12 protein-coding genes and 1 pseudogene are annotated in these 14,304 nt (G+C 63.0%); 5 read left to right on the top strand and 8 right to left on the bottom strand.

Annotated features, from left to right (window positions below; genetic code table 11):
• Positions 1–12 precede the first annotated feature (12 nt).
• Genes ccsB through JMV54_RS07295 form a run of 5 tightly spaced genes read right to left on the bottom strand, consistent with a single transcriptional unit; the run spans position 13 to position 4,765 of the window.
• Entirely contained in the window at positions 13–1,068 is a 1,056-nt protein-coding gene (gene ccsB, locus JMV54_RS07315) for a c-type cytochrome biogenesis protein CcsB (RefSeq protein WP_420842085.1), read from the bottom strand.
• A complete protein-coding gene (gene resB / locus JMV54_RS07310; protein ID WP_201518257.1) occupies positions 1,065–2,708 on the bottom strand; it encodes a cytochrome c biogenesis protein ResB in 1,644 nt (547 codons plus the stop codon). Before resB ends, ccsB begins: the two co-directional genes overlap by 4 nt.
• On the bottom strand, positions 2,692–3,528 hold the full coding sequence (locus JMV54_RS07305) for a cytochrome c biogenesis CcdA family protein (RefSeq protein ID WP_201518256.1): 837 nt from the start codon (positions 3,526–3,528) through the stop codon (positions 2,692–2,694). The genes resB and JMV54_RS07305 overlap by 17 nt, the downstream gene beginning before the upstream one ends.
• A complete protein-coding gene (locus tag JMV54_RS07300; protein ID WP_230972858.1) occupies positions 3,528–4,133 on the bottom strand; it encodes a TlpA family protein disulfide reductase in 606 nt (201 codons plus the stop codon). The genes JMV54_RS07305 and JMV54_RS07300 overlap by 1 nt, the downstream gene beginning before the upstream one ends.
• Positions 4,130–4,765 carry a histidine phosphatase family protein gene (locus JMV54_RS07295; protein WP_201518255.1) on the bottom strand — a complete coding sequence of 212 codons (636 nt, stop codon included), beginning with the start codon at positions 4,763–4,765 and terminating at the stop codon, positions 4,130–4,132. The genes JMV54_RS07300 and JMV54_RS07295 overlap by 4 nt, the downstream gene beginning before the upstream one ends.
• Before the next feature lie 161 nt (positions 4,766–4,926).
• On the opposite strand from JMV54_RS07295, the gene JMV54_RS07290 reads away from it, so the two are divergent.
• The 5 genes from JMV54_RS07290 to JMV54_RS07270 all read left to right on the top strand — a co-directional run bounded on the left by JMV54_RS07290 (position 4,927) and on the right by JMV54_RS07270 (position 10,702).
• Positions 4,927–7,026: a pyruvate formate lyase family protein gene (locus tag JMV54_RS07290; protein ID WP_201518254.1), complete on the top strand. Its 2,100-nt coding sequence runs from the start codon at positions 4,927–4,929 to the stop codon at positions 7,024–7,026.
• An 11-nt stretch (positions 7,027–7,037) separates the two neighbouring features.
• A complete protein-coding gene (grcA2, locus tag JMV54_RS07285) occupies positions 7,038–7,289 on the top strand; it encodes an autonomous glycyl radical cofactor GrcA2 (RefSeq protein WP_201518253.1) in 252 nt (83 codons plus the stop codon).
• A gap of 11 nt (positions 7,290–7,300) precedes the next feature.
• Positions 7,301–8,143, top strand: a complete 843-nt coding sequence (gene pflA, locus JMV54_RS07280) for a pyruvate formate-lyase-activating protein (protein WP_201518252.1) — start codon at positions 7,301–7,303, stop codon at positions 8,141–8,143.
• 415 nt (positions 8,144–8,558) lie between these two features.
• Positions 8,559–9,866 carry an aspartate--tRNA(Asn) ligase gene (aspS, locus tag JMV54_RS07275; RefSeq protein WP_201518251.1) on the top strand — a complete coding sequence of 436 codons (1,308 nt, stop codon included), beginning with the start codon at positions 8,559–8,561 and terminating at the stop codon, positions 9,864–9,866.
• 26 nt (positions 9,867–9,892) lie between these two features.
• Entirely contained in the window at positions 9,893–10,702 is an 810-nt protein-coding gene (locus tag JMV54_RS07270) for a DUF1345 domain-containing protein (RefSeq protein WP_201518250.1), read from the top strand.
• Between the two features lie 5 nt (positions 10,703–10,707).
• Here the strand turns inward: JMV54_RS07270 and JMV54_RS07265 are convergent, their stop codons facing one another.
• The 3 genes and pseudogenes from JMV54_RS07265 to JMV54_RS07255 all read right to left on the bottom strand — a co-directional run.
• Positions 10,708–12,117, bottom strand: a complete 1,410-nt coding sequence (locus JMV54_RS07265; protein ID WP_201518249.1) for a dihydrolipoamide acetyltransferase family protein — start codon at positions 12,115–12,117, stop codon at positions 10,708–10,710.
• A 2-nt stretch (positions 12,118–12,119) separates the two neighbouring features.
• Positions 12,120–13,073 carry an alpha-ketoacid dehydrogenase subunit beta gene (locus JMV54_RS07260; protein ID WP_230972860.1) on the bottom strand — a complete coding sequence of 318 codons (954 nt, stop codon included), beginning with the start codon at positions 13,071–13,073 and terminating at the stop codon, positions 12,120–12,122.
• A gap of 219 nt (positions 13,074–13,292) precedes the next feature.
• Positions 13,293–14,135: pseudogene (locus tag JMV54_RS07255) on the bottom strand (thiamine pyrophosphate-dependent enzyme); the annotation flags it as partial.
• Between the last annotated feature and the right edge of the window lie 169 nt (positions 14,136–14,304).

The following is a 14,304-nucleotide window of genomic DNA, read 5'->3' as shown; positions in this document are numbered from 1 at the left end:
ACCGAACGTGATTTAGAGCCCGCTGTAGGCGTGCAGCCCTTTAAAGAACACGTTCACGACTGCAAAATTGAATAGCACCGTGAGGAAGCCCACGATCGACAGCCAGGCAGATGGCTTGCCGCGCCAGCCGTGCGTGGTGCGGGCGTGCAGATAACCGGCGTAGACCACCCAGATGATGAAGGTCCACACCTCCTTGGTGTCCCAGCCCCACGGGCGGCCCCAGGCTCGCTCCGCCCAGATCGCACCGGCCACGAGCGTAAAAGTCCACAGGATGAAGCCGACCACGTTGACGCGGAAGGCCAGGTCTTCGAGCCGCACACTGGTGGGCAGAGCGGTCAGCGGGCCGCCACTGACACGGCCGCTACGCACGCGCGCCTCACGACGATGTTGGAAAAGCTGCAGCGTCGACAGCGAAAACCCAAGCGCCAAAAACCCGGTTGATAGCGTTGCCACAAACACGTGGATGACCAGCCACACCGACTGCAGTGCCGGCTGCAGCGGCGCCACCGGCACATAAAAACTGATGAGCGCGATGCCGAGAGTCAGTGTGGTGAATCCGGTAATGAACGCACCCAAAAACCGCAGGTCTTGCCACAGCTGCACGAGCAGGAACACCGCCACGATCAGCAGGGTCGCGGTGAGCCAAAACTCGTACATATTGGCCCACGGCACTCGTGCGGCGGCAATTCCGCGCAGCACATCGCCCACCAGGTGCAGCACCCAGGCGGCCACGGTGAGCACCATCGCCACCGGCAGCAGCTTGGTCGACTTGGAGTCTTTCCACATTGGTTCAGCGCTGCGATTGGCACTCACACCACTGCTCGCATCGTTACGCTTTGCCACCGTGATACCGGCGTCGCTCGCGGCTGACGAACCGCCGGCAATTGCGGCGCCCACGAGCTCACGCTTGCGGGCCGTGGCACCTGCCGCCGACGACTGCTTCGCAGCGGCTGCGGTCTTCGATCCGCGCATTGCAAAATCGAGCGTGAACGTGACGAACGCCACAGCGTACACCGCCATTGCGATGTAAACGAAAACGTCCGACCAGTCCGACAACACCTGTGTCACTGTGGATCCCTTCGAGAGTCTGCCTTCCAGGATACAAGCACCGCCGTGTGCTCGTCCACGAGTGAGTTGACCGCGCGAGCGAGCTGATGGTCTTCACCACGGGCAAGCCCGGCATATTCGACGAGCACACCACCCTCGTGTTCACGAGCCGCCACCCACACACGGCGACGCGGCACTAGCAGCGAACCGATCAGCCCGAGGATGCTCAACGCCACAAAAATACCGCCGGGAATGCGAGTGTGGTCGCTGTGCACGTCAAATGAGGCATAGCGGTGAATCTCGGCATCCATCGTGATGGTGCCGAGCCCGTTCGGCAGCTCGACCGTCTCACCGGGATGCAATTGCAGCGGCTTCACATCGAGATCGCGCGCGGCAATCGGCGTGAGGTTTTCGGTGTCGAGCGAATACACCGACACCGGCATTCCCGTGTCGAGACCGAGATCACCCGTATAGACATTGAGGGTCAGCAGCGGGTTGCGCAGGTCTTGATGATCGGATGCGAACGCACCCGACTCAAGTTCGTGAGCCGACGGATAAAAAAAGCCGAGCATCCCCACCTGCTCTGAAAGTCCATCCGGCACCTTCACCACACCGGTAGAGGTGAGGAACTGGTCTTGCGGAATGAACACGATCGGGTCGCGAAAAACCACCTCACCGGCAGGGTTGCGCACCGTGATGGTGGGCGCATAACCGTTGGCGAGCAAATAAATATCGTTGCCGTCGATTCGCAGGGGCGAGTTGACCTTGACGTTGTGTTTGCTCGGCTCCTCACCCGGCAGCTGCACCGTGACATGCGCGTCATAGTCAAGCGGTAGACCCAGATGCTCTTGGTCTTGAGTTTCGTAGGTGACGTCAAGTTTTTCGAGACGCAACGAAAAGGGTTTCAGCTGGTCGGGGCTAAAAAAACGATCGGGGCTGAAGGATGAATAGCTCACCAGGCCGTTCACGAACGTTTGTCCCTCAACCAGCACCCGCTGGCCGTGCCAGTTGAACCCAGAAAGCAAGCCGACCGACACGATCAGCCCGAGCATCCCGCCGTGAAACAGCAGGTTGCCGGTCTCGCGCAAATAGCCGCGCTCTGCCGACACCGAAACAGTCCCGCGCGACTCATAGTCGGCAACGCGATAGCGCCGCCGGCCCAATACCTCTTTTGCCGCCGCGACGATCTCGGCCTCGCGCCCGGCCCAGCGCTCATCCAGCCGCACTGTCGCATACGCATCCAGGCGCGATAGCCGTGCCGGGGTGCGCGGCGGAGCCGACCGCAGCGCCTTCCAGTGGTGCACCAGCCGGGGCACGATACAGCCGACCAGCGACACAAAAAGCAGCACGTAGATGGCCGAAAACCACCACGATGTGTAGACGTTGAACAACTGCAATTTGTCGAGCAGCGCTGCGATCTCGGGCTTGTCGTTAAACCAGGTGGTGACACCATTCGGGTCGCTCGAACGCTGCGGCACGAGCGACCCGGGCACCGCCGCAACCGCCAGCATCAGCAGCAAAATGAGTGCCGTGCGCATGCTCGTAAGCCACGCCCAGGCACTGCGCCAGCCGCGCACCAGCGGATTGTTCGTGCGGGATGCTCGCGCAGATTTCGCGGCCGAGCGTTCGACAGCGGGTGCGGAATCAGATTGGTGTGACATAGCCGGGAAGTACTGCTCCGAGTTGCGAGATGAGGGCACTCCAGGCGCCGGTCACCATCAGCAGACCGATGAGCACCAGGATGCTACCCCCGATGATATTGATGATGCGCACATGCCGCTTCAGCCAGCCAAGCCAGCGGGTCGCCGCCTGCCAGCCGAAAGCCGCCAGCACAAAAGGCGCCCCCAAGCCCAGGCAGTAGGCGAAGGCCAGCAGCGCGCCTCGCCACGCAGACGCCTCTTGAAACGACAGCGATTGGATGGCTACGAGCGTCGGTCCCAAACATGGCGCCCAGCCCAGCCCAAACACCATGCCCAATAGCGGCGCTCCCAGCAGCCCCGCGGGGGCGGCGCGCAATCGCAGTGTGCGCTGCAGTGGGGTCACCAGGCCGAGAAATACGACACCCATGAGCATGACGACAACGCCCAGCACCCGGGTAATCGGATCTTGCCAGCGCAAAAACAGCACCCCGAGCTGCCCGAAAGCGGCCCCCGTAATCACGTAGATCACCGAAAAGCCGAGCACAAATAGCAGCGACCCGAGCACCACCCGGCCGCCGTCGCGGCGCTGCTGCGTCACAGCGCTGGCGGCGCTTTTTTTAGCGCCGGTGTTGTCTGCATCCGATGCCGCACGCGCGACCGCGCCCTCGGCGGCCGCACCCTCGGTGGTTGCGCCAATCAGCCCCAGATAGGCCGGCACCACCGGCAGCACGCAGGGGGATGCAAACGAAACCAATCCCGCCAAAAGTGCCAGCGGAAGCGCCACCACAAGCTGCCCGCTGACGATTATTTCGCCGGGCGACGCAGCCAAAACCTCAATCATCAAGCAGCGTTTTCTTCGAGCACCCGATCAATCATCGCCCCGAGCACCGACGGATCGGCAACACCGCGGATCACCGCGGCCACCCGCCCCTCGCGGTCGAGCACGAGGGTTGAGGGGATCGCCTGCGGCGGCACATTATCGGCGAAAGCGAGCCGCACCTCGGCGTCATTGACATCAATGATCGACGGGTAAGTCACACCAAACTCGCTATTAAACGAATTGATGGTTTCGGCCTGGTCGTAGACATTGACCCCAACGAAGTGCACCCGCTGTTCGGCATATTTTTGATGCACCTTCTCGAGATCTTCAGCTTCTGCCCGGCAGGGAGGGCAGGCGGCGTACCAAAAATTGACCACAACCACATCGCCGGCGAGCTCATCGCTCGAGATCGTGGCGCCGTCGGAGGTGGTGCCTCCATACACAACCGGTGCGGCACGCTCGCCGGGAGCAAACTCCTGCCACGAACCGTCGCCGGCCACATATCCCTGCTCTTCCGAAGCAGCGTACTTGTCAGCGAGCGAGTCATTCGTACAGCCAGCGAGCGTTCCCGCGACCAGCAGCAGGGCGGCTGCCGCGCTCATACGGCGGGCGGTGTATCGGTTCACACGGCTCCAAGGTCAGTGGCCCCAACCAGCAGTTCGGCTGCGGGTTCGCAGTAATCGATTTCCTGCAGGTCGGTGGCGGGGTGGTACTGCAGCGTCGTCACGCTCGAAAGCGCGCAGCGGCGGCGACCCGGATGATGTGCCAGCCGCTGCTGTGTTACGGCGCGATGCACCATCCAAATCGGCAGTTGGTGACTAACCACGATAACATCGCGCCCCGCAGCCGCGACGGCCTGATCGCGCAGTGCCGTAAGCATCCGGTCAGCAATGCTGCGAAACGGCTCACCCCAGCTCGGCCGCAGCGGGTTGCGCACCAGTGGCCAATTGCGCGGCGATTTCAGCGCGGTGCTGATGCGAGTACCGGCAAACCGGTTCCACGGTTCAATAACCCGCTCATCTGCTTCAGCGCTCACTCCGAAGGCGCGTTCGATCGGCGCCATTGACTCACGGGTGCGCTGCAGCGGCGACACCACGAGTTTCGGATTCTCGGTGACGCCAGCCAGGTAGTCGGCCGCCAGCTGTGCCATGGCCGCGCCACGATCGCTCAATCCATAGCCGGGTAGCCGCTCGTACAGCACGTGGTCGGGGTTATCGACCTCACCGTGACGCACCAAAAAAATCCGCTGTTCTCGCATACCGATGCAGTCTAGATGTGCCACCGCCGACGCATCCGATGCACACCGCTCGGGGCGCCTTTTTACCAAGGATTTCCGGCCCGTAAGCGCGTAAACTAGAGCCGGAGGGCTTACGAGGCCATCCAGAGCATCCACAACGACGCAACGAGAGTAGTGATGCAATGACTCAGCCGCAGTTTTCTCACCTCGACATCACCACCGAACCAGCCTGGCGAGGCTTCGCCCCGGGCGTTTGGAACGAGTCGATCGACGTGCGCGATTTCATCCAGCGCAACTACACGCCCTACGACGGCGACGCGAGTTTCCTCGAGGGGCCAACCGAAAAGACGCTGCGCGTGTGGGACACGCTCGAGCGCGACTATCTGTCGGTTGAACGCCGCAAGCGCGTTTACGACGTCGACACCGACACCCCTTCGGATATTGATGCGTTCCCCGCTGGCTACATCAGCGAGGACGATGACGTGATCGTCGGTCTGCAAACCGATGTTCCCCTCAAACGCGCCATGATGCCGTTCGGCGGTTGGCGCATGGTTCGCACCGCGATCGAAGAGGCGGGCAAAGAGGTCAATCCCGATGTCGAGCGCATCTTCACCCGGTACCGCAAGACACACAACGATGCCGTTTTTGACATTTACACCCCGCGCATCCGTGCCGCCCGCAGCTCGCACATCATCACCGGCCTGCCCGACGCCTACGGGCGCGGCCGCATCATCGGTGACTATCGCCGCGTAGCGCTCTACGGTGTTGACGCGCTGATCGAAGAAAAACAACACGCCAAAGACGCGGTGGCAGACAAGCCGTTCAGCGAACACTGGGCCCGCTACCGCGAAGAGCACTCCGAGCAGATCAAGGCGCTGAAAAAGCTGCTGCACCTGGGCGAGATGTACGGGCTCGAGCTCGGCCGCCCGGCACGAAACGCTAAAGAAGCGGTGCAGTGGACCTATATGGCCTACCTCGCCGCGGTAAAAAGCCAGGATGGGGCCGCGATGTCGTTCGGCCGCCTCTCGGCATTTTTTGACATCTACTTTGAGCGTGACTTCGCCGAGGGCACCCTCACCGAATCGGAAGCCCAGGAAATCATTGATGCGCTGGTGATCAAGCTGCGCATCGTGCGGTTCCTGCGCACCATTTCGTATGACCAAATCTTTTCGGGCGACCCCTACTGGGCCACCTGGACAGATGCCGGTTTCGGTGAGGACGGCCGCTCGCTGGTCTCCAAGACCTCGTTCCGGCTGCTGCAGACGCTGATGAGCCTCGGCCCGGCACCCGAACCGAACATCACCATCTTCTGGGACCCAGACCTCCCCCAGGGGTACAAGGATTTTTGCTCGAAAGTATCGATCGAAACCTCGTCGCTGCAGTATGAATCCGATCGTCAGATTCGCGAGCAGTGGGGTGACGATGCGGCAATCGCCTGCTGCGTCTCGCCCATGCGTGTGGGCCGCCAGATGCAGTTTTTCGGCGCCCGCGTCAACGCCGCGAAGGCACTGCTGTACGCCATTAACGGCGGTCGCGATGAGATGAGCGGTAAGCAGATCGTCGAGGGCTACGAGCCGGTGCAGGGTGACGGCCCGCTCGACTTTGACGATGTGTGGGAACGCTATGAGCACATGCTCGACTGGGTTATTGGCACCTATGTTGAGGCCCTCAACATCATCCACTACTGCCACGACCGCTACGCCTACGAGGCCATCGAGATGGCGCTGCACGACAGCGAAATCGTGCGCACCATGGGATGCGGTATCGCCGGCCTGTCGATCGTGGCCGACTCGCTCGCGGCAATTAAGTACGCCAAGGTCACCCCCGTGCGTGACGAAACCGGGCTCGTGGTCGACTACATCACTGAGGGAGAGTTCCCGGTGTACGGCAACGATGATGACCGGGCTGACGATATTGCCGCCACTGTCGTGCACACCATCATGAGCAAGCTCAAGGAGGTGCCGATGTACCGCGATGCGATTCCCACGCAGTCGGTGCTGACCATCACCTCGAATGTTGTGTACGGCAAGAACACCGGTTCGTTCCCCTCAGGGCACGTGGCCGGCACCCCGTTCTCGCCGGGCGCCAACCCCGAGAACGCCATGGACACGCACGGCATGGTCGCGTCGATGCTCAGCGTCGGCAAGCTCGACTACAACGATGCCCTCGACGGCATCTCACTCACCAACACCATCACCCCGCAGGGGCTGGGACGCACCCCTGACGAACGCGTACAAAACCTGGTCGGCATCCTCGACGCCGGCTTCGTCATGCAGGATTAGGAGAATCAACAATGTCGGTTAAAAGCTTTGATGAACGACTCGCCTCGATGCGCGCGAACCGCGCTGAAAACAATATGGAGTCGGGTCTCTACCACGCCAATATCAACGTGCTGAACCGCAACACGCTCGAGGACGCCATGGAGAACCCCGAGAAATACCCCAACCTGACGGTGCGCGTTTCGGGTTATGCCGTGAACTTTGTGAAGCTCACTCCCGAGCAGCAGCGCGACGTGCTCAACCGCACCTTCCACCAGCACGCCTAATCGGTTCGCTCGTGGCCATCAACATCACTGAATTGCCGCAGGGCCCGCGTCGCGTTGGCGCGGGCCTTGACGGCGTTGACGACCTCGATCTTGAACGGCATGAGCGGCTGTCAACGATCCGCGCTGGTGAGCTCGGGTCGGTTCACTCGTGGGAGCTGGTCACCGCGGTAGATGGGCCGGGAACTCGGCTCACGATCTTTTTCGCGGGATGTCCGCTGCGCTGTCTCTATTGCCACAACCCCGACACGCTGTACGCGAAAGACGGGCAGGATGTGGCGCTGGGTGAGCTGGTAAGCCTGGTCAAACGCTACCGCACCGTGTTCAATGCCACCGGCGGCGGGATCACGCTCTCGGGTGGTGAGGTGCTGCAGCAGCCGCAGTTTGCGGCTCGACTGCTGCGCGAGGCAAAAGCGCTCGGAGTGCACACCACCATTGATACATCCGGGTTTTTGGGGCGCAATGTCACCGATGAGATGCTCGCAGACATCGACCTGGTGCTGCTCGACGTGAAGTCGGGGGATGAAGCCACTTACGAGCGCATCACCTCACGCCAGCTAGCGCCCACCATCGAGTTTGGTGACCGGCTCGCGGCGAGCGGCACCGAGATCTGGGGCCGATTCGTGCTGGTTCCTGGCTACACGGATGCGTTCGACAACGTTGAGCGTGTGGCCGACATCATGGCGCGCTGGTCGACGCTTTCGCGTGCCGAGGTGCTGCCGTTTCACCAGATGGGTGCGGACAAGTGGAAGCGGCTCGGCCGCAAATACCAGCTCGAGGGTGTTGAGCCGCCCTCGCTTGAGCTGCTCGAGCGGGTGCGCGGGCAGTTCCGCGAGCGCGGCCTCACCGTTTACTAGCGGCATTTCGGCATTTCGGCATTTCGGCATTTCGGCATTTCGCCGCTTCGCGCAGCCCCGCGCGCATCCCACTCGCGCTTTTCCCGCTAGTGCCCGCACTCTGCAACCTTTCTGCCACTGCGGTACACCCAAAACACGCAGAGACACCGCCACTGCGGTGTACCCGAACATCCGCGGTGTACCCGAGCGTCGCGCTGCATCCCCCGCGCATCCCGCTGGTGGCCGCGCGTTAGCGCCCGCCCACGCGCACCCGTTCCGCCTGAGGTACACCAAAAAGACTCAGAGACACCGCTATTGCGGTGTACCCGAGCATCCGCGGTGTACCCGAGCGTCACGCGCGGTGCCATTTCCCGCACCCGCGCGGCGCCGCCAGCTTTTGTGCTCACGGCAAGATGCAACCACTAGGCTTAGGTGCGTGACTGAACGTACCGTGATTTCGGCGCTTGCCGCCCTCGAAGAAGGCCCAGTAAAGGTTCAGGGATGGGTTGACACCGTCCGCGACCAGAAAAAAGTGCAGTTCATTGTGCTGCACGACGAGACCGGCGCATGCCAGCTCGTCAACCCGCGCACTGAAGATCGCGAGCACATTAGCGAGGTCATCTCGCCGCTCGCCAAGGGCACCATGCTCACCATCGAGGGCGATCTCAAGCACGATGAGCGCGTGAAGCTCGGCGGCCTCGAGGTCAAGATCTCGTCGATCACGGTTGAGTCGGCGGCACTCCCCGAAACCCCGATCGCCGACGATTCCGCCATCGATGTGCGTCTCGACTGGCGCTTCCTCGACCTGCGCACCGAGCGCAATAACCTCATGTTCCGCGTCCAGACCACGTTCGTTAACGCGATGCGCCAGTACTGGATCGAGAACGACTACATCGAAATTTTCACCCCGAAACTCATGGCCTCGGCATCCGAAACCAAGGCCGAGCTATTCGAGGTCGGCTACTTCGACCGCAAGGCCTACCTCGCGCAATCACCGCAGTTTTTCAAGCAGATGGCGCAGTCGGCCGGCTTCGGGCGAATCTTCGAAATTGGTCCTGTGTTCCGCGCCGACCCGTCGTTCACTTCACGTCACGCCACTGAGTTCACCGGCGTCGATGCCGAGGTCTCGTGGATCAACTCGCACGAAGACGTGATGCAGATGCAGGAAGAGCTCCTGCGCACCGCCCTCACCGCAGTCAAAGAAAAGCACGGCGATGATATCGAGCGCGTGTTCGGTGTCGAGATCAAGGTTCCCGGCCCCATCCCGCGGGTGCCGCTGCTCGAAGCCCGCAAAATTGTCGAATCGCGCGGCCACAAGTTTGAACGCCAAGACCTCGACATGGATCCCGAGGGCGAGCGCGAAATCGGCCGCTGGGCACTCGAAGAGCATGACTCCGAGTTCGTGTTCCTCACCGACTACCCCGCCTCGATCCGGCCGTTCTACCACATGCGCCATGACTACGATGCATCCCTGACGAAGTCGTACGACCTCATCTGGAACGGCGTCGAAATCTCCACCGGTGCGCAGCGTGAGCACCGCATCGATGTGCTCGAGCAGCAGGTTGTCGAAAAGGGGATGGATGCAGACGAGCTCGGCTTCTACCTCGACTTTTTCCGCTACGGCGCACCCCCGCACGGTGGTTTCGGTATGGGACTTGCCCGCATGATGATGCTCATGCTCCACCAGCCCAACCTGCGCGAGGTCACCTACCTGTTCCGCGGCCCGAACCGCCTCCAGCCGTAGACATCCGAACCGGCAAGATGAGTGCGTTGGCTGCCGAGTCTGATAGCAACGGGCCCACGCATCGTGTCCGCCGTCCCCACCACAGGGCGACGGCGGACACGGGCGGGCAGCTAACCGGCAGCAGCCAGAGCGTTAAACCGCGCTGGCTCGCGAAAGAAACTCCCCGGCAATATCTCAGCTCTGCCGCCGCGGTGCTCGCGATCGTGCCACTGGCGGTATTTACGGGCATCCGTTTCGATATCGCCGAGGGGATGCCCCGCTACCTTACGCAGCTCATCTACATTTACGCGGTCATCATGATCGTGTCGACGCTGGTGTATGTGCCGCTCACGCTGTTCGCTTTTCGAAAACTTTCGGGGTCGGCGCTGAGCCAAGTGGCCGCGTGGTCGTCACCTCGATCGGAAGCCGAACTGGCCAACCAGCGACGCCGAGGGACCGGCGAGGTGGCCCAGGCAGTCGGTTCAGCTTTTGTTTCGCTCGCAATCGTGGTGATGCTACTGAGCTCGACACAGCTGCGTGGCGACCTGCTGCTCTCGGTAGCGGCCCTCGCCGGGGTTGCCTGCTCTTGGGTGCTCATCCTCGTCTCGTTTGCGGTGCGCTATCTGCGCGAATGGGCCCTCGGCAGGCTCCACTACGACTTCGGCGAAGAACCACCGGTGTTCTCCGACATGGTGTTTCTCTCGCTGCAAATGTCGACCGCCTACAACCTCGCCGGCGCCCAGCTCCGCACAGCGGCACTGCGACGAGTCGCCACCGCGCACAATCTCTTGGCGTTCGTGTTCAACACCGTGATTCTTGCGCTGCTCATCTCGGTGGCGCTCCCGTCGCTCGTGTAGCGCGCCTACAGGTCGGCGTGCAGCAGCACCGGGTTTTCGATGCGGTCGGTCACATAGGTCAAAAACGCACTGGCCGTATCCCCGTCGCACACCCGGTGGTCGAACACAAAACTCACCGTCATCACCCGGCGCACCGTGAGTTCACCATCCACCACCCACGGGCGTTCTTTCAGCCGACCGAGCCCGAGCATCGCGGTCTGTGGCAGGTTGATGATCGGCGAGGCACCATCCACACCGAACCCGCCGTAGTTATTCAGCGTAAAAGTGCCGCCGCTAAGCTGCGCAGGCGAAAAATTGCCGCGCTTCGATTCGGCAACCAACTCGCCCACTGCATCCCGTAGCTCGCGCAGCGTGTGCCCTTCGACCCCGTGCAAAACCGGCACCATCAAGCCTCGCGGGGTCTGCGCGGCCAGCCCCAGGTTGATCGCGCTGTGCTCCACTATGACGCCCTCGCGCGGGTCAAACGACGAGTTCAGTCGGGGATGCTCGCGCAACGCCGCCACCACGATACGGGCGATCAGCGTGGTGAGGCTGAACCGCTCATCGGTGGCGGTCTGCAGCTGCTGCCGCAGCTCGAGCAGCGGGGTTGCATCCACATCCAGCCAGATGGTCGCCTTGGGTACGGTCGTGTGTGATTCGACCATGTGGTCGGCGACCAGCTGCCGCATCCCATCAAGGGGGATGCGCCGATCACCGGCACCGGTCGCGCAGCTTTCGCCGCTGCCGCGCTGGTCGCAGGCAGGCACCGCCGTTGCGGTGTCGCCGAGCTGCTCGATTGCCGCCCGCACATCCGCGCGCAGCACCAGCCCGCCGCGGCCCGAACCGGCGAGGTGACGGGCATCAAACCCGGCGGCTTTTGCCTCGCGACGCACCAGCGGCGACATAACCGGTGAGTTTCGGGTCGGATCCAGCAGCTTCGATGCACCCTGGGGCATCCTGGCCGCTAAATCTTCCGCTGAACTCACCGTCGCCGCGGCGCCGCGGTTCCGGAACCGCCCGCCTTCGGGCCGCCGCAGCCGCGCCTTCGATTCGTGCAGCCCGTAGCCGGTGAGCACGGCACCCGAATATTCCGACGACTCGGCATCGGCGGGATCAGCATCCGCAAGGTGCTCGGCCACCTCGCGACCCGCATCTGGCTGGGTCGCTGGTAGCTCAGCCTCGCGGCCGTCGGGGGAAATCTGACGCACCCGCACCAGCACATCGCCCAGCTCAATGGTGTCGCCGGGTTCGCCGCACAGCGACTCGATGATGCCCGCAAACGGCACCGGCAGCTCCACAACCGCCTTCGCCGACTCAACATCGACGATCGGCTGGTCAATCTCTACCGCATCCCCGACGCCGATTTTCCACTCGACGATTTTTGCCTCGGTCAGTCCCTCGCCGAGGTCCGGCAACAAAAACTCACGAACCAGCACGGTTACCACTCCCAGGTGTCGAGGGCGGCGAGCACCCGCTCGGCCGTCGGCAGGTAAAACTCTTCAAGCTTGGGTGACGGATACGGCACGTCAAACCCGGTGATGCGCAGCACCGGCGCATCCAGCCAATAAAAACAGCGCTCGCTCACGCGCGCGGCCACCTCGGCGCCATAACCGCCGAACTGGGCTGCCTCGTGGATCACCGCGGCGCGCGAGGTCTTTTTAACCGATGCGGCCACGGTGTCATCGTCAAACGGCGAGAGCGTGCGCAGGTCAATCACCTCAATCGACAGCCCCTCGGCAGCGCCCGATTCGGCGGCCGCGAGCGCCGTGCGCACCGTCGCACCGTAGGCGATGAGCGTCACATCCGTGCCCTCACGCACCACTTTGGCGCCGTGCGCGCTACCTTCGCGGCGCACTTCGCCACGCATCCAGTAGCGGCTCTTCGGTTCCATAAAAATCACCGGGTCGGGTGAGGCGATCGCCTGCCGCAGCATCGTGTATGCATCCTGCGGTGTGGCCGGCTGCATCACGGTCAACCCGGGCGTTGCCGCCCAATAGGCCTCGGATGAGTCGCTGTGGTGTTCTACCCCGCCGATTGCACCGGCGGTTGGAATGCGAATCACCATTGGCAGCGCAACGTTGCCGCGGGTGCGGTTGCGCATTTTGGCGACATGCGACACCACCTGCTCGAACGATGGATACGAGAAGGCGTCGAACTGCATTTCGACCACTGGCCGCATCCCCGCCATGGCCATACCGATGGCGGTGCCCACGATGCCCGATTCGGCAAGCGGCGAGTCCCACACCCGATCGGGCCCAAACTCGGCGGCGAGTTTGTCGGTGACTCGGAACACGCCACCGAGGGCGCCAACATCCTCGCCGTATACGACCACGCTGTCGTCAGCTGTAAGGCTGTCGGCCAGGGCCGCGTTCAGGGCACCTGCCATGGTCATAGTTTCGACGGGCGCCGGTGCGGTTTCGGATGCATCGACAGTTGCGGTTGGCGGTGCCGGCTGGTCGTCGAGGGCAGCGCGGGCCGCGTCACGCAGCTCGTCGCTAAGGTCTTCACGCTCGACCATCTCGGCCGCGAGTGCTCGGCGCTGTTCTTGCAAGGCAGCACGGGGTTCGGCATAGACGTGGTCGAACAGCTCGAGCGGGTTGAGCTCGGGCTCGTCGTTCATGACGTCGCGGGTGGCGGCGGCCAGCGCCTCGGCCTCGGCGGTGAGTTCGGTTTCGATCTCATCGGTGAGCACGCCCCGGGCGCGCAAATAGGTGGCCAGGCGGCTGATGGGGCAGAACTTCTCCCAGGCAGCCTGTTCGTCGGCGGTGCGATAGCGGCCGGGATCGTCGCTATTGGTGTGGGCTTCGAGACGGTAAGTGCGCGCCTCAATGAGAGTCGGGCCCTCACCCCGGCGGGCGCGGGCGACGGCCTCACCGACCACGGCAAGCACCGCGGCCACATCATTGCCGTCGACCCATTCGCCCGGCATTCCGAGCCCCGCGGCACGGTCGGCAATTGAGCGCGAGCGGGTTTGCTGCTCGATGGGTACCGAGATGGCGTACTGGTTGTTTTGTACGAAAAACACGGTGGGGGTTTGCCAGGTGGCGGCGAAATTGAGGGCTTCAAATGCGTCGCCCTCGCTGGCGGCGCCGTCGCCCAGGTAGGTGAGTGCCACGGTGTCGCGGCCGCGCAGCCGCTCGGCGTGTGCAAACCCAACCGCGTGCAGGGTTTGGGTGGCGAGTGGCGTGGCCTGGTTCGACACATTGTGGTCGTAGGGGTTGTAGGCCACATGCCAGTCGCCACGGAAAAAGGGCAGCAGCTCGCCGGGTTCGATGCCGCGGGTGAGTAGGGCGAGTGAGTCGCGGTAGGTGGGGAACATCCAGTCGTGCTCTTCGATTGCGAGCACCGACCCGATTTCGCTTGCTTCTTGGCCGAGCCCGGAGGGGAAGGTCGCGAGCCTCCCCTGCCGGGTGAGCTTGGTGACCTGAGTGTCCCAGCGTCGGGCGATCACCATGCGGCGGTAGGCGTGCAGCAGGGTGTCGTCATCGGGCAGATCAAGCCCGCCGGCGAGTTCTGGGTCGGCCAGGGTGCCGTCGGGCGCGATGAGCTGTGTGGGTTGCGCTCCTGGCAGCTGCGCCAGCATCATCTCGTGGGCGGCGCTGGCACTCGTCTCGTCAAGCTCG

This window comes from Gulosibacter hominis (assembly GCF_904842695.1).
Lineage (GTDB): Bacteria > Actinomycetota > Actinomycetes > Actinomycetales > Microbacteriaceae > Gulosibacter > Gulosibacter hominis.
Note: the sequence above shows the minus strand (reverse complement) of the source record. Positions and strands in the feature narration are given on the sequence as shown.